At 63.4% G+C, this 19937-nt stretch carries 17 protein-coding genes; 13 read left to right on the top strand and 4 right to left on the bottom strand.

What is annotated here, in order from left to right; translation table 11 throughout:
- Window positions 1-52 precede the first annotated feature (52 nt).
- The 3 genes from NCS03_RS00630 to NCS03_RS00640 are packed head-to-tail and all read left to right on the top strand — an operon-like array spanning window position 53 to window position 1828.
- Window positions 53-460 carry a PaaI family thioesterase gene (locus NCS03_RS00630; protein WP_250438783.1) on the top strand — a complete coding sequence of 136 codons (408 nt, stop codon included), beginning with the start codon at window positions 53-55 and terminating at the stop codon, window positions 458-460.
- Window positions 461-471: 11 nt separating this feature from the next.
- Window positions 472-1341 carry a patatin-like phospholipase family protein gene (locus NCS03_RS00635; protein ID WP_250435408.1) on the top strand — a complete coding sequence of 290 codons (870 nt, stop codon included), beginning with the start codon at window positions 472-474 and terminating at the stop codon, window positions 1339-1341.
- Window positions 1342-1351: 10 nt separating this feature from the next.
- Window positions 1352-1828 carry an OsmC family protein gene (locus NCS03_RS00640; protein ID WP_175979696.1) on the top strand — a complete coding sequence of 159 codons (477 nt, stop codon included), beginning with the start codon at window positions 1352-1354 and terminating at the stop codon, window positions 1826-1828.
- 18 nt (window positions 1829-1846) lie between these two features.
- Here the strand turns inward: NCS03_RS00640 and NCS03_RS00645 are convergent, their stop codons facing one another.
- A complete protein-coding gene (locus NCS03_RS00645; RefSeq protein ID WP_008352199.1) occupies window positions 1847-2863 on the bottom strand; it encodes a D-2-hydroxyacid dehydrogenase family protein in 1017 nt (338 codons plus the stop codon).
- 494 nt (window positions 2864-3357) lie between these two features.
- Between NCS03_RS00645 and NCS03_RS00650 the strand changes: the two genes are divergently transcribed.
- The gene (locus NCS03_RS00650) at window positions 3358-5229 is read left to right on the top strand and encodes a phosphoenolpyruvate carboxykinase (GTP) (RefSeq protein ID WP_250528642.1); all 1872 of its coding nucleotides are present in this window, start codon (window positions 3358-3360) and stop codon (window positions 5227-5229) included.
- Window positions 5230-5569: 340 nt separating this feature from the next.
- Complete coding sequence (locus NCS03_RS00655; protein WP_008352196.1) at window positions 5570-6649, top strand: transcriptional regulator GvmR; 1080 nt, start codon at window positions 5570-5572, stop codon at window positions 6647-6649.
- A gap of 81 nt (window positions 6650-6730) precedes the next feature.
- On the opposite strand, the gene NCS03_RS00660 is transcribed toward NCS03_RS00655, so the two are convergent.
- From NCS03_RS00660 to dprA, 3 genes are all read right to left on the bottom strand, one after another.
- The gene (locus NCS03_RS00660; protein WP_034470315.1) at window positions 6731-9376 is read right to left on the bottom strand and encodes a DNA topoisomerase III; all 2646 of its coding nucleotides are present in this window, start codon (window positions 9374-9376) and stop codon (window positions 6731-6733) included.
- 171 nt (window positions 9377-9547) lie between these two features.
- On the bottom strand, window positions 9548-9925 hold the full coding sequence (locus NCS03_RS00665) for a thioredoxin family protein (protein ID WP_175979698.1): 378 nt from the start codon (window positions 9923-9925) through the stop codon (window positions 9548-9550).
- A gap of 74 nt (window positions 9926-9999) precedes the next feature.
- Complete coding sequence (gene dprA, locus NCS03_RS00670; RefSeq protein WP_250438789.1) at window positions 10000-11211, bottom strand: DNA-processing protein DprA; 1212 nt, start codon at window positions 11209-11211, stop codon at window positions 10000-10002.
- Window positions 11212-11412: 201 nt separating this feature from the next.
- Between dprA and def the strand changes: the two genes are divergently transcribed.
- The 8 genes from def to esaR all read left to right on the top strand — a co-directional run bounded on the left by def (window position 11413) and on the right by esaR (window position 19919).
- On the top strand, window positions 11413-11916 hold the full coding sequence (def, locus tag NCS03_RS00675; RefSeq protein ID WP_008352192.1) for a peptide deformylase: 504 nt from the start codon (window positions 11413-11415) through the stop codon (window positions 11914-11916).
- Between the two features lie 3 nt (window positions 11917-11919).
- On the top strand, window positions 11920-12888 hold the full coding sequence (gene fmt, locus NCS03_RS00680; protein WP_250435413.1) for a methionyl-tRNA formyltransferase: 969 nt from the start codon (window positions 11920-11922) through the stop codon (window positions 12886-12888).
- A gap of 71 nt (window positions 12889-12959) precedes the next feature.
- Complete coding sequence (locus NCS03_RS00685; protein ID WP_008352189.1) at window positions 12960-13604, top strand: LysE family translocator; 645 nt, start codon at window positions 12960-12962, stop codon at window positions 13602-13604.
- 132 nt (window positions 13605-13736) lie between these two features.
- Window positions 13737-14591 (top strand): zinc metalloprotease HtpX, encoded by an 855-nt coding sequence (htpX, locus tag NCS03_RS00690; RefSeq protein WP_250528643.1) that lies wholly within the window; start codon window positions 13737-13739, stop codon window positions 14589-14591.
- A 153-nt stretch (window positions 14592-14744) separates the two neighbouring features.
- Entirely contained in the window at window positions 14745-16163 is a 1419-nt protein-coding gene (gene rsmB, locus NCS03_RS00695) for a 16S rRNA (cytosine(967)-C(5))-methyltransferase RsmB (protein WP_250517993.1), read from the top strand.
- Window positions 16160-16756 carry a DUF4390 domain-containing protein gene (locus NCS03_RS00700; RefSeq protein ID WP_008352184.1) on the top strand — a complete coding sequence of 199 codons (597 nt, stop codon included), beginning with the start codon at window positions 16160-16162 and terminating at the stop codon, window positions 16754-16756. The genes rsmB and NCS03_RS00700 overlap by 4 nt, the downstream gene beginning before the upstream one ends.
- Window positions 16757-16778: 22 nt before the next feature.
- Window positions 16779-19205 (top strand): sensor histidine kinase, encoded by a 2427-nt coding sequence (locus NCS03_RS00705; protein ID WP_284504241.1) that lies wholly within the window; start codon window positions 16779-16781, stop codon window positions 19203-19205.
- Window positions 19206-19919 carry a response regulator transcription factor EsaR gene (gene esaR / locus NCS03_RS00710; protein ID WP_250438795.1) on the top strand — a complete coding sequence of 238 codons (714 nt, stop codon included), beginning with the start codon at window positions 19206-19208 and terminating at the stop codon, window positions 19917-19919.
- Window positions 19920-19937 lie beyond the last annotated feature (18 nt).

Genomic DNA, 19937 nt, shown 5'->3' on the forward strand with positions numbered 1-19937 from the left:
ACGCCCCGGTATCATGACGCATCTTCAGCCACCGCATCGCGAAAGAAGAACCATGGACGAAACCGCCATCCGCGCCTTGCTCGACGACATCCTCGCGCCGTGGGTCAAGGAACTGCGCCTCGCGCCCGAATCCATCGCCGAAAACGCCGTCACGCTGCGCTTGCCGTATTCGGATCATCTGCGTCACGCGGGCGGCGTCATCTGTGGGCAAGTTTTCATGGCCGCCGCCGACACCGCGATGGTCATCGCCGTCTCGCACATTCTCGGCGGGTTCCAGCCGATGACCACCGTCTCCCTCAACACCACATTCATGCGCCCGGTCAAAACCGGCGACGTGCTGATCACCGCGCACATCCAGCGCCGCGGCCGCAATCTCGTCTTCGGCGAAATCGAGATGCACGACGAACAAGGCGAACTCGCCGCGCACGCCACGACTACCTACGCGCTCATCAACAAGTGAACGACAAATAAATGTTCGACCAAGTCGTATTCGCCGGCGGCGGAAACCGCTGCTGGTGGCAAGCCGGCTTCTGGGACGTCATCCAGCCGGAACTGGATCTCACGCCGCGCATCATCGCGGGCATATCGGCGGGCGCGGCCACGGCGTGCATGCTCTACACGAACCAGTCGCGCTGGGTGATGGACTACTATGCCCACGCCCTGCGCGACAACACGCGCAACGCCTACTGGGGCAACCTGCTGCGCGGCCGATCGGTGTTTCCGCACTACCGCATCTATCGCCAGGCGCTGCTCGACATCTTCGCGAACCGCTTCCACGAACTCGCGTCGGCGCCCGAGATCCGCATCGGCGTGTCGCATCTGCCGCGCTGGCTCGGCGCGCGCAGCGCGGTCGCGGCGGGCCTCATCGCGTACAACATCGAAAAATACGTGCGCAAGACGCTGCATCCGACGCTCGGCCAGGCGCTCGGCTTTCATCCGGAATTCGTGAAGGCGCAGGAATGCGCGACGATCGAAGATCTCGCCGATCTCATCCTGCAATCGTCGAGCACGCCGCCGTTCACGCCGATCCTCCGGCGCAACGGCCGCCCGGTTCTCGATGGCGGCATGGTCGACAACGTGCCCGTCTCCGCGCTCGATCCATCGCCGGGACTCGTCCTCGTGATGGTCACGCGCCTCTATCCGCGCGAGCGCATGTTCGTCGTGCCGCACGGCGAGCAGAAGCGCCTTTACATCCAGCCGTCGCGCAAAGTGCCGATTTCGAGCTGGGACTATACGAGTCCGGCGCAAATGCAACATGCTTATGATCTGGGCCGCGCGGACGGCGAAGACTTCCTGGAACGTCTTCCGCGCCTGATGGAAACCGCTTCGCATCTCGCTTGAGGAGCAGACCGTGGCGAAGAAACACACGTACGAACTGACCGTCGACTGGACCGGCAATCTCGGTTCCGGCACATCGGCTTACGACGCGTATTCGCGCGATCACCTCGTGCGCGTCGGCACGAAGACGGCGATCGAGGCGTCGAGCGATCCGGCGTTTCGCGGCGATCCCGCGCGTCACAATCCCGAAGAGTTGTTCGTGGCGTCGCTTTCGTCGTGCCACATGCTCTGGTATCTGCACTTGTGCGCGACGAACAAGATCGCGGTGACCGGTTATGTCGATGAAGCCATCGGCACGATGCAGGAGGAATCGAAGGGCGACGGACGTTTCGTCGATGTGCTGCTGCGTCCGAAGGTGACGATCGGCGCGGGCAGCGACGCCGGTCTCGCGGCGCGCCTGCACGAAGAGGCGCACCGCTTTTGCTTCATCGCGAACTCGGTGAATTTTCCGGTGCGCTGCGAGCCGTCGATCGAAATGTCGACGCTCTGATCTTCGCCGCGACGAAACTCAACGGCGGCGCGCGTGGTGAAGCGCTTCCTTGTTGAAAACGCTCGAGGTATCGCCCGCATCGAACGCGAGGATGTTCCTGAACGCCGCGCCGAAATACAGCTCGTAACTCTCGCGCTCCACATAGCCGATGTGCGGCGTGCAGATCACGTTCTCCAGACGCAGCAGGCCGTAGCCTTGCAGAATCGGCTCGCTTTCGAACACATCGACGGCGACCATGCCCGGCCGGTTGTGGTGCAGCGAGTTGAGCAGCGCGTTCTCTTCGAGCAGTTCGGCGCGGCTCGTGTTGACGAACAGCGCGGTCGGCTTCATACGCATCAGATCGTCCTGCTTGACGATGCCAGTCGTCTCGTCCGTCAGACGCAGATGCAGCGTGAGCACGTCGCTCTGTTCGAAAAGCGCCTCGCGGCTTTCGGCGACCGCGAATCCATCTTCGCGCGCGGCGCTTGCCGAATGCTCCCGTCCGTAGACGAGCACGTTCATGCCGAACGCTTTGCCGTAGCCCGCGACGAGCTTGCCGATCTTGCCGTAGCCCCAGATGCCGAGCGTCTGTCCGCGCAACACTTGGCCCAAGCCGAAATTCGGCGGCAGCGCCGATGTCTTCAACCCCGACTGCTGCCACGCGCCTTGCTTCAGGTTTGCGACGTACTGCGGAATGCGCCGCTGCGCCGACATGATGAGCGCCCACGTCAGTTCGGCGGGTGCGATCGGTGAACCTGTGCCTTCGAGCACTGCGATGCCGCGTTCCGTGCACGCATCGATATCGATATGCCCGCCGCCCGCGCGTCCCGTCTGGCTGATCATGCGCAGTTTCGGACATTTGTCGAGCAGTTGCGAGCTGATGCGCGTGCGTTCGCGAATCAGCACGAGCGCGTCCACTTCCGACAGTCTGCTGGCCAACTGTCCAAGACCACGCACCGTGTTATTGAAGACCTTCACCTCATGGTCATCGAGCAGATGGAAGCAATCGAGCTTCCGGACGGCATCCTGGTAGTCGTCGAGAATGGCGATTTTCATGGGCATTGGGTGGCTTTTGTTAGGCATCAAACGTGCTGCTTTTTAATCGAAGGCGAGAATGTAGCGCTAAGTCCGGGTAAATACCGATAAATTGCGCTCTATTCGTCGTTATTGCGCTGCATCAACGAGTTCATGCAATGCAGTGTTATGCTTGACTCCCATTTTTCAGGAGCCTCGTCAGGCCGCGCCAAAATAAAGAAATTCGGCACAAGTAGCGGAAAACACGATGATCCGCGAGGAGACAGGCCACTTAGTATCTCTTTTTAACAGTTTGTTCCTTTGCGACGCAAGCCGCGAAAAGGTACGGTTTGCTGCGTAAGGATTCATGCCCGTGACGCCGCATTGGCTCGCGAACCGCATTTCATGCGATGAAAGCGCGTAAAGCAGCGCTGCAAAATGCAGGAAAGCGCCCGGCGGTTCGAGTCGCACACGCCTCTCGCATGCAGCGTCAGTGGGGCCATTGGTTTTCATTGCAGAAGAACGGAGACAGCTCGATGAACCAGCCCGCAGTAGTCGAAGACAACCATAAAAACGCCGTCGAAATCGAAGCGCCGGCCTATGTCCGGCACCGAAGACTCATCGAATGGGTCCAGCAAATCGCGGCCCTGACCAAGCCGGATCGCATCGAATGGTGCGACGGGTCGCAGGAAGAATACGATCGGCTCTGCCAGCAGATGGTCGAAGCCGGCACGATGAAGAAGCTCAATCCCGAGAAGCGCCCGAATTCCTTCCTCGCCTGCTCGGATCCCTCGGACGTGGCGCGCGTCGAAGATCGCACGTTCATCTGCTCGCAGCGGCGCGAAGACGCCGGCCCCACGAATAACTGGATCGATCCGCAGGAAATGCGCGTTACGCTCGACGGCCTGTTCGACGGGTCCATGCGCGGCCGCACGATGTATGTCGTGCCGTTCTCGATGGGCCCGCTCGGCTCGCCGATCGCGCATATCGGCGTGGAATTGTCGGACAGCCCGTATGTCGTGACGAACATGCGCATCATGACGCGCATGGGACGCGCCGTGTACGACGTGTTGGGCGAGAACGGCGAGTTCGTGCCGTGCGTGCATTCCGTCGGTGCGCCGCTCGCCGATGGGCGCAAGGACGTGCCTTGGCCGTGCAACGACACGAAGTACATCGTCCATTTTCCCGAAAAGCGCGAAATCTGGAGCTTCGGCTCGGGATACGGCGGCAACGCGCTGCTCGGCAAGAAATGCTTCGCGCTGCGCATCGCCTCGACGATGGGCCGCGACGAAGGCTGGCTCGCCGAGCACATGCTGATTCTCGGCGTGACCTCGCCGCAGGGGCGCAAGTATCACGTCGCGGCGGCGTTTCCGTCGGCGTGCGGCAAGACCAACTTCGCGATGCTGATTCCGCCGAGCGACCTGAACGGCTGGAAGGTCACGACCATCGGCGACGACATCGCGTGGATCAAGCCGGGCCGCGACGGGCGTCTCTACGCGATCAATCCGGAAGCGGGCTATTTCGGCGTCGCGCCCGGCACGAGCGAAAAGACCAACTTCAACGCGATGGCCACGTTGAAGGAAAACGTGATCTTCACGAACGTCGCGCTGACCGACGACGGCGATGTCTGGTGGGAAGGCATGACCGACACGCCGCCAGCGCATCTGATCGACTGGCAGGGCCGCGACTGGACGCCGGCAATCGCGAAGGAAACCGGCGCGAAAGCCGCGCATCCGAACGCGCGCTTCACCGCGCCGGCGTCGCAATGTCCGTCGATCGATGCCGATTGGGAAAATCCGGCTGGCGTGCCGATCGATGCGTTCATCTTCGGCGGACGCCGCTCCAACACCGTGCCGCTCGTCACTGAAGCGCGCGACTGGAAGGAAGGCGTCTACATGGCCGCGACGATGGGCTCCGAAACCACCGCCGCCGCCGCGGGGCAACAAGGCGTCGTGCGCCGAGATCCATTCGCGATGCTGCCGTTCTGCGGCTACAACATGGCCGATTATTTCGGCCACTGGCTGAAAATGGGCGAGCGCCTCGAAGCGACGAACGCGAAAGCGCCGAAGTTCTTCTGCGTCAACTGGTTCCGCAAGGGCGACGACGGCAAGTTCGTGTGGCCGGGCTTCGGCGAAAACATGCGCGTGCTGAACTGGATGATCGGCCGTATCGAAGGCACCGCGAACGGCGAGGAGCACGCGTTCGGCATTTCGCCGCGCTACGAGGACATCGACTGGGGCGCGCTCGGCTTCTCGCGCGAGCAGTTCGAGCAGGTCATCTCCGTCAGCGATGCCGCCTGGCGCGACGAACTCGCGCTCCACGACGAGCTTTTTTCGAAGCTCAAGCACGGTTTGCCGGAAGCTCTGCCGGACGCCAAGGCCGGTATGGAGAAGCGCCTCGCCGCATAAGCGCCGCATCCGGCGCGCTCGCGCGCCGGATTTATATCGAAAACTGAATCAATCCCTTTTTATCGGGCCCGCAGCGACGGGCCCGATTTGCTCCTCGCGTACACCGCCGAAATTGACGCGGCAAGTGCTTTCAAAATTCCATCAATCGGATTGCACTGATCTTGGTGTTGTGCACATCGCAACAATCGGTGATCTTTCATCCGCGTAACGCGCCTAACATCCAGATTTTTTTCGATTTTTTTGTGCTTCCGGGCAACTTCTGCACAAAAACGCCGGTCCTAGGATAATCCTGAATTGCTTTGCAGCAGAATTCGAGCCGTCTAGCGGCAGGAGTTGTCTTATGGATCATTTGCAGTCGATGAGAGTGTTCGTCCGCGTCGCGGATCTCGGGAGTTTCGCCCGTGCCGCAAGCGCGATGGACATCTCCAATGCGGTGGCTACGCGGCACGTCGCGGACCTGGAAGGACGCCTCGGCACGCGCTTGCTCAACCGCACGACGCGCAGCCTCTCGCTCACCGAGTCCGGCCAGGTTTATCTGGAGCGGGCGCGGCAAATTCTCGACGAACTGGAAGACGTCGAACAAATGGTGGTGGCGCGCAATCACGAACCGCTCGGTTCGCTCAGGATCGTCGCGCCCGTCGTGTTCGGTCTGCATAATCTCGCGCCCGTGTTACAGACGTATGCGCAGCGTTATCCGAAAGTCGTGCCGGACGTGACGCTGGTGGATCGTCAGGTCGATTTGGTCGAGGAAGGCTTCGATGTCGGCATCGTGATCGCGCGGCAGGTAAAAAGCGCAAGCGTCGTCACGCGGCGTCTGACGACGGGCTGCATGACTGTCTGTGCGACGCCCGCGTATCTCGAAACGCACGGCACGCCGACGCGCCCCGAGCATCTGCTCGAGCATCCGTGCCTGAGCTTGCCGTCGGAATACTGGGGCGACGAGCGCGTGTTCACCGGTCCGGAAGGCGAAGTGCGTGTGCGGCCGCAGAACGTGATCATCGCGAACAACACGGAGATGCTGCGGCAGTTCGCGCTGCTCGGCATGGGCATCGCGATCTTGCCGAGCTATTTGATCGGCAACGACACGACGCGCGGCCAGCTCGTGCGTCTGCTCGGCGACTATCAATTGCCGCAGGTCGAGATCAACGTCGCGTATCCGAGCCGCCGTCATTTGCCGGCGAAGGTGCGGACGTTCATCGATCACCTCGTCGAGCATTTCAGCCAGACGCCGAATCATCAACTCGGCGAGCAGTGGATTCGCGATGGCCGCGGCAGGCCGGTGGCGCATTCGCACTACGAGCACGCCGACGAACCGGCGACGCCCGCGCCGCGCGCGCGCCCGATCGACGGCGAGCTCGCGCCGAAGCTGTCGAAACCGTCGCGTACGCGAGGGCGTGTGCCGGCGGCATCGCCTTTCTGAAAGGCTCGCGCCAGGCGCCAATAAAAAACCCCCGCGACGTTTCTCGCGGGGGTTTTTCTTTCTGACGGACTCCGAGAACGATCAGCTCGTCTTCTTCGCCGGAGCTTTCTTCGCTGCCGCCTTCTTCGCGGGCGCTTTCTTGGCTGCAGTCTTCGCGGACGTGGTCTTGGCGGCGACTGCGACATCGCTGTCGCCGTTGTCGTCGCCGCTGTCGGCTTGAGCTTCCGCTGTCGCGCCGCGCTTCGCCGCCGTCTTCGCGCCCGGTTTGGCCTCTTTCTTCTCGAATTCGAAGCCGATCTTGCCATCCGGCTGCTTCACGAGGAATGCCTTGAAGTTGCGTCCGGTGCGCGACGACTTGAAGTTCGTCAGCAGATCGGTGCGGCCCGCGCCCAGCAGCTTTTCCATCTGTTCTCGGGTGATTTCCTGCTGAAGGATCACCTTGCCGGAGCGGAAGTCGCAAGTCTTCGGATTCGACACCGAGTTTTCGCACACATAGCTCATGCCGTGTTCGAACACGCGCGACTGGCATTTCGGACATGCGCCGACCGGCGTCTGCTCGGAGAAATCGGGCGGTTCGCCGTCTTCGCCGCCGGAATCCTGACCGAAGTCGAATTCGAGCTTGTAGTTCTTGATTTCGTCGTCCAACGCGAGCTTGAGGATCGCCGAGAACGGACGGCCCATCTTGCTGCGAAAGCCCGACAGCGGCCCGATGGTCTTCTCGCGCAGCAATTCCTCGACTTCAGGAATCTCGAACTGACGTCCGCCCGGAATCTTCGAAATCGAAAACTCGCACTTCGTGCAGGCGAACCGGCGATAGTTCTCCTTCACCTGCGCGCCGCAATTCGGGCACGGTGTTTCGAGCGTCGCGTAATCGCCGGGGATCGTGTCGGAGTCGTACTCTTTCGCGCGTTTGACGATGGTTTGCGTCATGCGCGCGATTTCCTGCATGAACGCATCGCGATGCAGGTTGCCGCGCTCCATCTGCGAAAGCTTGTGCTCCCACTGGCCCGTCAATTCGGGCGCGGTGAGCTCCTCGACGCCGAGACCGCGCAGCAAGGTCATCAGCTGGAATGCCTTGGCCGTCGGGATCAGCTCGCGGCCTTCGCGCACCATGTACTTCTCGCCGAGCAGACCTTCGATGATCGCCGCGCGCGTCGCCGGCGTGCCGAGACCTTTCGCGGCCATCGCGTCGCGCAGTTCCTCGTCTTCGACGAGCTTGCCCGCGCCTTCCATTGCCGAAAGCAGCGACGCCTCGTTGTAGCGCGCGGGCGGCTTGGTCACGAGACCGTGCGCCTCGACCTTTTCGACATCGACCTTTTCGTCCTTCTGCACCGGCACGAGATTGCCTTCCTCGCCCGCGGCTTCGCGGCCGTAGACCTGCAGCCAGCCGGGCTCGACCAGCACCTTGCCTTCCGTCTTGAAGTGATGCCCGGAAACTTCGGTGATGCGCGTCGTCACGAGATATTCGGCCGCCGGGAAAAACACCGACAGGAAGCGCTTGACGACGAGGTCATACAGCTTCTGCTCGGGCTCGGACAGCGCTTTGGGCGCCTGCAGCGTCGGGATGATGGCGAAGTGGTCGCTGATCTTCGAATTGTCGAAGATGCGCTTGTTCGGCTTCACCCAGCCCTTGTCGAGCACCTGCTTCGCGAACGGCAGATAGTTGTTGCTCTCCTTGAGCATGGTCATCGTGTCTTTGACCGTGTTCAGGTAGTCCTCGGGCAGCGCGCGCGCGTCGGTACGCGGATAGGTGAGAACCTTGTGCTTTTCGTACAGCGCTTGCGCGAGGCCGAGCGTGTTCTTCGCCGAAAAGCCGAAGCGGCTGTTGGCTTCGCGCTGCAAGCTGGTCAGATCGAACAGCAGCGGCGACATTTGCGTCGACGGCTTCGATTCCTCGGTCACGGTGCCGGTCTTGCCGCGGCACGCCGCGACGATGGATTCCGCCGCCGGCAGGCTCCACAGGCGCGAATCGCGCTGCTCCGGATCGTTTTCGACGCGCTTGAACTTCGGATCGAACCAGCGGCCTTCGTACAGGCCCTTCGCGGCGATGAACTCGGCGCGCACTTCCCAGTAATCGCGCGGCACGAATCGCCGAATCTTCTCTTCGCGTTCGACGACGATCGACAACGTTGGCGTCTGAACGCGGCCGACGGTCGTCAGGAAGAAACCGCCGCCCTTGCTGTTGAACGCGGTCATCGCGCGCGTGCCGTTGATGCCGACGAGCCAGTCCGCTTCCGAGCGGCAGCGTGCGGCGTCGGCGAGCGGCTGCATGTCGGCGTCGCTGCGCAGGTTCGCGAAGCCTTCGCGGATCGCGGCGGGCGTCATCGACTGCAGCCACAGGCGCTGGACCGGCTGCTTCGCCTTCGCATGCTGCGCGATCAGACGGAAAATCAGCTCGCCCTCGCGCCCCGCGTCGCATGCGTTGATGAGGCGGTCGATATCTTTTCGCTTCATCAGCTTCGTCAGCACCTTGAGGCGCGACTCGCTTTTCGCGATGGGATTCAGGTCGAAATGCGGCGGAATGACCGGCAGATTGGCGAAGCTCCATTTGCCGCGCTTGACGTCGTACTCCTCGGGCGCCGCGATCTCGAGCAGATGGCCGACCGCGGACGAGAGCACGTAGTCATCGCTCTCGTAGTACTCGTCATGCTTGGTGAAGCCGCCCAGCGCACGCGCGATGTCGTTCGCGACGGAAGGCTTCTCAGCGATGATCAGGGCTTTGGACATGACTCAAAAGGGTTGGTAACTGGCAGCGGCCCGGTTTGGACTGCTTTAACGACCGCTTTATAGCACACGCTTTGCGCGGCGGGCGCCGAACCGCGAATCCGGGCGTTTCGATATCCGGGCCGCGAAGCGCGTTGCGACAGACGCGAAAGGTGCGTTTCGCGGGCGTCGCAATCAGGCCGTAGCAAGCGCCGGGCGCAGTTTCGGCGCACCGACCATGCCCGGCAGCGCGGTCAGATCGGTGAGCATCCGGTCGACGATGGAAGCCTGCGGCAGAACCGTGCCGAAGAATCGCGTCGTGACCGAGTCCTCGATCAGGATGGTAGGAAAATTTTCCACGTCGAGATCGTCGAAACGGTCGGCGTGATTCTCGATGTCGATCCACGCGAAGCAGACGTCCGGATGCGCGTCCGCCAGCTTGTCGAACCCTTCGCGATACTCGCGGCACGTTCCGCACCACTCCGCGCACAGGCAGGCGACGAACAGCGTGCCGGGCACGGCGATGCGTTCCGCGATGAGATCGGCGTCGGTATCGAGATTCAGCGCGGACATGACGGGTGCGAGATCCTTATTGGTATCGGCTGCGGGGACGGCTCATTTTTCCGCGAATGTAGCACGACGAGGAATCACGAGCGCTGCACCGCCGCGTAGCGACCGCCCGCGAGCGCGGCCACCTGGCCCGACAATTCGAGCTGCAGCAGCGCGCCTTGCAACGCCGCCCCGTCCAGATCGGTGCGCGTCGCGAGGATTTCAAGCGTCGCGGGCGCATGGCCGAGCGCGCCGAGCACGCGCGCGGCATCGGCGTTCATCGGCGTGTCGTGCAACGCCGCCGATGCCCACGATGCGCTCACCGGCCGCAGCCTCCCGCGCTTTGCCGCCGACCCCGCCGCGCTTGCCTGCGCCGACGAGAAACCGAACTCTTCGAGCACTTCTTCCGGCGTTTCGACGAGCTTCGCGCCCTCCTTTATCAGCCGATGACAACCCTGCGAAAGCGGCGCGTGGACGGAGCCAGGCATCGCAAAAACATCGCGCCCCATTTCGTTGGCGAGCCGCGCGGTGATGAGCGAGCCGGAGCGCATCGCGGCTTCGACGATCAGCACGCCGCCCGACAATCCCGCGATCAGCCGGTTGCGCTGTGGGAAGTTGGCGGAGCGCGCGGGCGTGCCGAGCGGCCATTCGGAGAGCATCGCGCCGTCGCGGGCGATTTCGTGCGCGAGCGTGTGATGCGCGGCGGGATACACGAGATCGGCGCCCGTGCCGATGACCGACACCGTGCCGGTCGCACCCTCCAGCGCTCCGCGATGCGCGGACGCATCGATGCCGAGCGCGAGCCCCGACACGACCGCAAGTCCCGCATCCGACAGCACGCGGGCGAAGCGGCGCGCGTCCTCCAGACCTTGCGGCGTCGCATGCCGGCTGCCGACGATGGCCACCGCGCGCGCCTGCAGCAGATCGAGCCGGCCCTTCGCATAGAGCAACGGCGGCGGATCGGGCATCGTCAGCAGCGCTTGCGGATAGGCGGCGTCGGCGAGCGTCAGGACGTGGTTGCCCGGTTCGGATGCCCACGCCAAAGCCGCTTCAATATAGTGGTCGAACGAAACGCCTTCGATGTCCGCGGGTGGCGCGAGCACGGCTTCGGCTGTGCGGGCGTCGGTGGTTTCCGCGAGCGTCGCAAAACTCTCCCACAAAACCTCGCGCGGACCGCCGAAAGTACCGAGCAACGTGCGCAGCGCGAGCGGGCGCAGCCCTTTGGCGTGCGCGAGCCGCAGCCAGGCGCGCAGTTCGTCGGCATCGAGTGTGGAGGCGGCTTCCTCGGTCGGCAGGTCGGCGGTCGTCATGTTAAGATTTTTGATCCGGAATAGATAAAGAAAGGTCGCTCAGGCACGTTTGAAAGCCCGCAGCGACGCCCATCGGCCGCTTGCCGGCGGCGTTGAATCCACTGGATTCGCCCGCATATCTTCGGCATGCCGCCCCATTACCCGCAACCTGGCCGAATGGCCGATTTACACGCGTCGCGGCGCGCGTAGACAATCCGAATCATGGCTCTGCTCAAGATACTCAACTACCCGGACAAGCGTCTGAACAAGGTGGCGAAACCTGTCGCCGTGGTCGACGACCGCATCCGCAAGCTCGTCGCCGACATGGCCGAGACGATGTACGCCGCGCCCGGCGTCGGCCTCGCCGCGACGCAGGTGGATGTGCACGAGCGCGTGATCGTGATCGACGTCTCGGACGCGCACGACCAGCTGATGGTCTTCATCAACCCTGAGCTCGTCTGGACGAGCGAGCAGAAGAAGGAATGGGAAGAGGGCTGTCTTTCGGTGCCGGGCATTTACGACTTCGTCGAGCGCCCTGACAAGGTGCGCGTGAAGGCGCTGAACGAGAAGGGCGAAACCTTCGAGCTCGATTGCGACGGCTTGCTCGCGGTGTGCATCCAGCACGAGATGGATCATCTGGCTGGCCACGTTTTCGTGGAATATCTGTCGACGCTTAAGCAGACGCGCATTCGCGGCAAGATGAAAAAGCTGGAAAAGGCGCTGTAACCGATGACTCAATCGCTGCGCGTGGTTTTCGCCGGTACGCCGGAATTCGCTGCCGCCGCGCTCGCGGCCATTCACGCAGCCGGTTTTTCCGTGCCGCTGGTTTTGACGCAGCCCGACCGGCCCGCCGGACGCGGCATGAAGCTGACCGCGAGCGCGGTCAAGCGCTTCGCCGTCGAGCATGGTCTGAAGGTCGCGCAGCCAACGTCGCTGCGTCGCGCGGGCAAGTATCCGCAGGAAGCGGCGGAAGCCATCGATTTGCTGAAGGCCACGCCGCACGACGTGATGGTCGTTGCCGCATACGGGCTGATCCTGCCGCAGGAGGTGCTCGATATTCCGCCGCGCGGCGCCATCAACATTCACGCTTCGCTGTTGCCGCGCTGGCGTGGCGCGGCGCCGATCCATCGCGCGATCGAAGCGGGCGACGCAGAAACCGGCATCACGCTGATGCAGATGGACGCCGGCCTCGACACCGGCGCGATGATCCGTGAGGCGCGCACGCCGATTCTCGCCGACGACACGACCGCCACGCTGCACGACAGGCTCGCGCAGATGGGCGCGGAATTGATCGTCGCCGCGCTGCGCGATCTCGAACGCGATGGCGCATTGCCGTCCACGCCGCAGCCGGACGAAGGCACGACCTACGCGGAAAAGATCGCGAAGAACGAAGCCGCGCTCGACTGGCGTCGTCCGGCGGAAGAGCTCGCGCGCCAGATTCGCGCGTTCGATCCGTTTCCCGGCGCGTTCGGCACGCTCGACGGTGCGCCGATCAAGATCTGGGCGGCGCAACCGGTCGACGGTGCGGGCGAACCGGGCGCCATCGCCGATGTTTCCCCGGACGGTATCGTCGTTATGTGCGGCAGCGGCGCGCTCAAACTCACGCAACTTCAGAAACCGGGCGGCAAGCGCTTGCCCGCGCGGGAATTTCTCGCGGGCGCGCCGCTCGCGAAGGGCCAGCGTTTCACGCTGCAGTGAAGGACGGCAGGACAGACGCAGCGCTAAAATAAATCGTTGTCAACGCGCGCCTGTCTGTCTGGAGTTTTTCGATGCTCGGCATTACCGGTTTCACCTTCTTTCTCGTCGCCGTCTTTCTTCTAAACGTCACGCCCGGCCCCGATACGGCTTACATCGTCGGACGCAGCGTCGCTCAAGGACGCGGCGCGGGCATCGTTTCGGCGCTCGGGATTTCCGCTGGCTGCATCGTCCATACGCTCGCGTGCGCCTTCGGGTTGACGGCGATTCTCGCTGCATCGGCGACGGCGTTCACGGTCATCAAGATTGCCGGCGCGATTTATCTGATTTATCTCGGCGTGCGCCTCATTTTCGCGAAGCACGACGACACCGAAACCGCGCGCGAGACGCAAAACGAAAAAGCCACGCCGAAATCGCTCGGCCAGCTTTTCGCGCAAGGCTTCGTCACGAACGTGCTGAATCCGAAGGTCGTGTTGTTCTTCGTGTCGTTCTTTCCGCAGTTCGTCGCCGCCGACAGCCAGCACAAGACGCTCGCGTTTCTCGCGCTCGGGGTCGTGTTCATCGCGATGAGCACGGTCTGGAACAGCTTCGTCGCGTGGATCGCGGGCAGCGTCACCGAGCGCTTCGCGGGCAAATCGGGCGTGAAGAAGTGGCTGGATCGCGGGGTCGGCAGCGCGTTCGTCGGACTCGGTATCAAACTCGCGACGACGCATCGATAAATCGCGCAATCTCGGATTGAATTATTGCCGGCTGCCACTATCTAACATTTTGCTTACAATTGTCGTCCCGGTCATGTTGGCCGGGGCAACCGCGCACTTCGCGCACTGCATACACGGAGAGGAGCTCCGGACATGTTCAACTGGGTCAAAACCGCGATGCTGATGGCTGCGATCACGGCCCTCTTTGTCGTGATCGGCGGAATGATCGGCGGATCGAAGGGCATGATGCTCGCGCTGATCGTCGCGCTCGGCATGAATTTCTTTTCGTACTGGTTCTCGGACAAGATGGTCTTGCGCATGTACAACGCGCAGGAAGTCGACGAAACCACCGCGCCGCAGTTTTATCGCATGGTGCGCGAGCTCGCGACGCGCGCTCAATTGCCGATGCCGCGCGTCTATCTGATCAACGAAGACGCGCCGAACGCGTTCGCCACGGGCCGCAATCCCGAGCACGCGGCGGTCGCGGCGACCACGGGCATTTTGCGCGTGCTGTCCGAGCGTGAAATGCGCGGCGTGATGGCGCACGAACTGGCGCACGTGAAGCACCGCGACATCCTCATCTCGACCATCTCCGCGACGATGGCCGGCGCGATCTCCGCGCTCGCGAACTTCGCGATGTTCTTCGGCGGTCGCGACGACGAAGGTCGTCCGGCGAATCCCATCGCGAGCATTCTGGTGGCAATTCTCGCCCCGATCGCGGGTGCGCTGATCCAGATGGCGATTTCCCGCGCGCGCGAATTCGAAGCCGATCGCGGCGGCGCGGAAATTTCGGGCGATCCGCAAGCGCTCGCGAGTGCGCTCGAGAAGATTCACGCATACGCGACCGGCGTGCCGTTCCCGACCGCCGAGCAGCATCCGGCGACTGCGCAGATGATGATCATGAATCCGCTGTCGGGCGGCGGCATCGCGAATCTGTTCTCGACGCACCCGGCGACCGAAGAGCGCGTCGCCCGCCTGATGGAAATGACGCGCACCGGCCGCTTCTAAAACCTGCAACGTCGTAAAGCAAGGCCGTTCCGGTTACGCCGGAGCGGCCTTTTTCCTGTTCGGCCGCCGCCGTCCGGGCGCGCAATTCCCGCACGTTACAATTCCCCGTTCGCGCGAACTCTGCGCGTCGCCGTTGACCGTCCCCGTTTCGCCATGACCGACAAGCCTTCCCGCCGGCCCGCCGCCGCGCATTTCCGTCTGAGCGCGTTGCGTCTCGCGCCCGATTCGCTCGCGTTCGCGCTCGACAGCGCGGCGCAGGCCGTCGGCGCGGTGCGCGCGGGCTCGGCGCTGCCGGCGGCGTTGCAGACGGTCGTCGCGTCGGCGAAGCACGCGAGCGCGCGCGGGGCGGTGCAGGACATCGCGTATCGGACCATGCGCCGTCTCGCGCTCGCCGATGCGCTGCTGCACAGGCTCGTGAAGAAGGCGCCGCCGCCGCATGTGGCGAACGTGCTCGTCTGCGCGTTCGCGCTGCTGACCGACGACGAAGCGCATGCCGCTTACTCGCCCTTCACCGTGGTCGATCAGGCGGTGAGCGCGATCGCCGCGCGCCGCGAATTCGCGTTTGCGAAGGGCCTGGTGAACGCGGTGCTGCGCAATTTTCTGCGTGAGCGCGACATGCTGATCGACGAAGCGCGCACAAGCGAAGTCGCGCGCTGGAATTATCCGCAATGGTGGATCGACGCGGTGAAGCGCGGCCAGCCGGATGCCTGGGAGCGCATCCTCGAAGCGGGCAACGCGCAAGGTCCGCTCACGCTTCGCGTGAACGCGCGGCACGCGAGCGTCGACGACTATCTCGCGCGCCTCCGCGACGGGCATATCGAAGCCGACGCCGCCGGCCTGCACGCGGTGCGCCTGAGAACGCCGATGCCCGTCGATCGCATTCCCGGGTTCGACGAAGGCGTCGTGTCGGTGCAGGACGCCGGCGCGCAGCTCGCCGCGCAACTGCTCGGCGTGAAGGACGGCATGCGCGTGCTCGATGCCTGCGCCGCGCCGGGCGGCAAGACGGGCCACATTCTCGAACTCGCGAACGTCGATCTGATCGCGCTCGAAAGCGACGCCGAGCGTTCTGGCCGCATCGGACAAAACTTGCAGCGTCTGAAACTCGACGCGCAAATCAAGATCGGCGACGCGGGCGATCCCGCGCAATGGTTCGACGGCGCGCCCTTCGACCGCATTCTCGCGGACGTGCCGTGCTCGGCGTCGGGCATCGTGCGGCGTCATCCGGATATTCGCTGGCTGCGGCGCGCATCGGATATCGATGCGCTCGTCGCCGAGCAAAGGCGCATCGTGAGCGCGCTGTGGCCGCTCGTCGCGAAGGGCGGCGAGTTGCTCTACGTGACGTGCTCCATCTTTCCCGAGGAGGGCGAAGAGCAGGCCCGCTGGTTTGGAACCGCACATGAAGATGCGGTACGATTGGACGCGCCGGGCCAATTGTTGCCGACAGCGGCGCGCGCAAGCGCGGTCGCGGCGCAAGGTTCACCGGACAGTACAAATCTCGCGAGCCCGCATCGGGACGCGGAGACTCTCGCGGACCACGACGGATTCTTCTACGCGCGCTTTCAGAAACGGTGACGATCAAACGCTTTTTTCCGCTTCGGCTCGCGGCCGTCATCTGGACTGCGCTGACGCTCTGGCTGACGTTCGCCGCGGCCGATTCCGCGTTCGCCGAGACGATCGCCGTGCAGCGCGCGTCGCTGCAAGCGGACAATGCCGGCTGGAGCTTGGACGCGCATTTCGACTTCGACCTGAACAACAGCCTCGAAGATGCCGTGAACCGCAGCGTGCCGCTCTATTTCACGATCGACTTCAACCTGTCGAGACCGCGCTGGTACTGGTTCGATGAAGAGCCGGTCAACGTGTCGCAGAGCATCCGTCTGTCATTTCAACCGCTCACGAACGAATATCGCGTGTCGACGGGCGGCCTGCAGTTGCGCTTCGCATCGTTGAACGAAGCGCTCGCGGTCATCAAGCATGTGACTTCGTGGCATGTCATCGACCGTAATCAGGTGCATGGCGGCGAAACCTATACCGCATCGGTGCGTATGCAGCTCGACATCGCATTGATGCCCAAGCCGTTCCAGATCGACGCGGTGAACAATCGCGACTGGAACCTTTCCTCGGACTGGAAGCGTTTTACTTTTACGGCGGCAGAACGTGCGAAATAGATTTCGACGCGGCCGCACGGACATGAAGAGTTTCGTCGTCCGCTTGCTGGTCTCCACGGTGGCGCTCACGGCAGTCCTGCTGCTCGTGATGCTCGCGCTCGCGAGCGCGAACACCGAGTTCTTCGACCGCTACTACGGCTGGCTCTACGCGGCGAATGTCGCGGTGGCGATGGTCTTCATGCTGATCGTCATCAGCCTGTTCATCATCATCGTGTCGAGGGTGAGGCAAGGGCGCTTCGGCACGCGCCTGCTCGCCAAGCTCGCGTTCATCTTCGCGCTCGTCGGCGTGGTGCCGGGCGCGATCATCTATGTGGTTTCGTATCAGTTCGTGTCGCGCAGCATCGAGTCGTGGTTCGACGTGAATGTCGAAACCGCGCTCACCTCCGGTCTGACGCTCGGGCGCGGCATGCTCCAGACATCGCTCGCCGATTTCAAGAACCGCGGCCGGCAGATGAGCGATCAGCTCGCGAGCGCCGATCCATCGAGTCTCACGCTATCGCTTTTGCGGCTGCGCGATCAGTACGGCGTGCAGGACGCCGTCGTGTTCGAGCGGCCGCGCGATCAGTACAACCGCGAGGATCTCGCGGCGAACAACAGTTCGCAACGCGTGCCCGGATTGCGCACGGTCGCGCAGGCATCGGGCAATTACTACGCGCTCCTGCCGGCCAACGAGCCGACCGGCACGATGCTGCGGGAGGCGCAGGATCATCCGTACGGCGCGATCGAAGGCGAGATCGACGGCGATCCGAAATCGAACGGGCCGAAGGGCGCATTGCGATTGCGCGTGCTCACGAAGATTCCCGATCCGACGACGACCACCGAATTTCAGCACGTCGACCGTTTCCTGCAGATCGAGCAGCCCGTGAGCCAGGAGCTCGCGCGCAACGCCGACGCCGTGCAGCGCGCGTATCGCGAATATCAGGAGAAGCGGCTCGGGCGCACCGGCTTGCGCAAGATGTATATCGGCACGCTGACGCTCGCGCTTTTTCTCGCGACCTTCATCGCGATGATGCTCGCGCTCGCGCTCGGCAATCAGCTCGCGCGGCCGTTGTTCCTGCTGGCGCAGGGCACGAAGGAAGTGGCCGAAGGCGACTACACGCCCAAACGCGAGATCAATTCACGCGACGAACTCGGCTTTCTCACGCAGTCCTTCAACGCGATGACGCGCCAGCTTTCCGAGGCGCGCGCGGCGGTCGAGAACAATCGCATCGCACTGGAGCATTCGAAGGCGTATCTGGAGAGCATTCTCGCGAACCTCACCGCGGGCGTGTTCGTGTTCGACCGGCAGTTCCGTCTCTCCACTGCGAATCGCGGCGCGGAGCGCATCTTCCGCCAACCGTTCGCCGCGTTGCTCAATCAGCCGCTCGATCAGATCGAGGTGCTCGCCGAGTTCGGCGCGATGGTCAAAAAGGCGTTCGCCGAGCGCGACGCGGCGGCGGTCGGCAGCGATCATCCTGTCGGCGATCGCGGTCACTGGCAGCAGCAGGTTGCGGTGACGGTGCCGGGCGAGAGCGATCCGCTCACGTTGCTCGTGCGCGGCACGCAGTTGTTGAGCGTGACCGAGAGCGACACCGACGACGCGGAAACCACGGGCTACGTCGTCGTGTTCGATGACATATCGGATGTCATCTCCGCGCAGCGTTCCGTCGCGTGGGGCGAAGTCGCGCGGCGTCTCGCGCACGAGATCAAGAATCCGCTCACGCCTATTCAGCTTTCAGCCGAACGTCTGCAGATGAAGCTCGCCGACAAGCTCGCGCCGCCGGATGCGGACGTGCTGAAGCGCGCATCGACGACCATCGTCAATCAGGTGCAGGCGATGAAGCAGATGGTCGACGACTTCCGCGAATACGCGCGCACGCCGCCCGCGGTGCTCGGCAATCTGCAACTGAACGATCTCGTCGCGGAAGTGCTGACGTTGTACGGCATCGAGGACGGCAAGACGCCGATCAAAGTCGATCTCGCGAAGCTGCCGGTGATACGCGGCGATGCGACGCAGATCCGCCAGGTCATCCACAACTTGTTGCAGAACGCGCAGGATGCGGTGGCCGAAGTCGCGGAGCCGCGCGTGCTGCTCGAAACGAGGACAGTAGAATATGGCGAGCCCGATGCATCGGGTCATGCGCGCGTCGCGGTTCGCCTGACTGTGTCGGACAACGGCTCGGGCTTTCCGGCGCGTATTCTTTCGCGTGCTTTCGAGCCTTACGTGACGACGAAAGCGAAAGGCACGGGCCTGGGACTTGCGACCGTGAAGAAGATCGTCGACGAGCACGGCGCGCGCATCGACATACGCAACCGCTCGAAGAGCGCGGATGTGATCGAAGGCGCGCAGATATCGATTCTGTTTCTACAACTCGCGGACGATACCGCGGCGTCCGGCGCGACGCCTGGCTCCGGTGCGCCGGCGAATCATGGAACGACAAAAGCAACAGTGCAGACAAGGGCAGCGTAAATGGCAACCATCCTGGTGGTAGACGATGAAATGGGGATCCGGGAACTGCTCTCCGAGATCCTGAGCGACGAAGGCCATGTTGTGGAAGTGGCGGAAAACGCGCAGCACGCGCGCGACTACCGTCTACAGCAAACGCCCGATCTCGTTTTGCTCGACATCTGGATGCCCGATACCGACGGCGTAACGCTCCTCAAGGAATGGGCCGCGCAGGGCAAGCTCACGATGCCGGTCATCATGATGTCGGGGCATGCGACTATCGACACGGCCGTCGAGGCGACGAAGATCGGCGCGCTCAACTTCCTCGAAAAGCCGATCGCGCTGCAGAAACTGCTGAAGGCCGTCGAGCAGGGACTCGCGCACGGCACTGCGGCGGCGCCCGCGGCGACGGCGGCGAAGCCTCCGTCGAGCGTGAACGCATCGGGCGTGCCGGTCGCGGCTGCGCTGCCGACGGCATCGGCGCTGAATGCATCGAACGATGCGGCGGCGAGCGGCGCGGCGCAGAATCAGCCTGGGCAGACGGCGTCGATCTCGTTCGATATTCCGTTGCGCGACGCCCGCGATGCGTTCGAACGCGCGTACTTCGAATATCACCTTGCGCGCGAGAACGGCAGCATGACGCGCGTCGCCGAAAAGACGGGGCTGGAGCGCACGCACCTGTATCGCAAGTTGAAGCAGCTCGGCGTCGATCTTGGGAAGAACAAGAACGAGGTGTGAGCGCGGCCCCGGACATTT

The sequence above is a fragment of the Caballeronia sp. ATUFL_F1_KS4A genome (assembly GCF_023630905.1).
GTDB classification, from domain to species: Bacteria; Pseudomonadota; Gammaproteobacteria; order Burkholderiales; family Burkholderiaceae; genus Caballeronia; species Caballeronia zhejiangensis.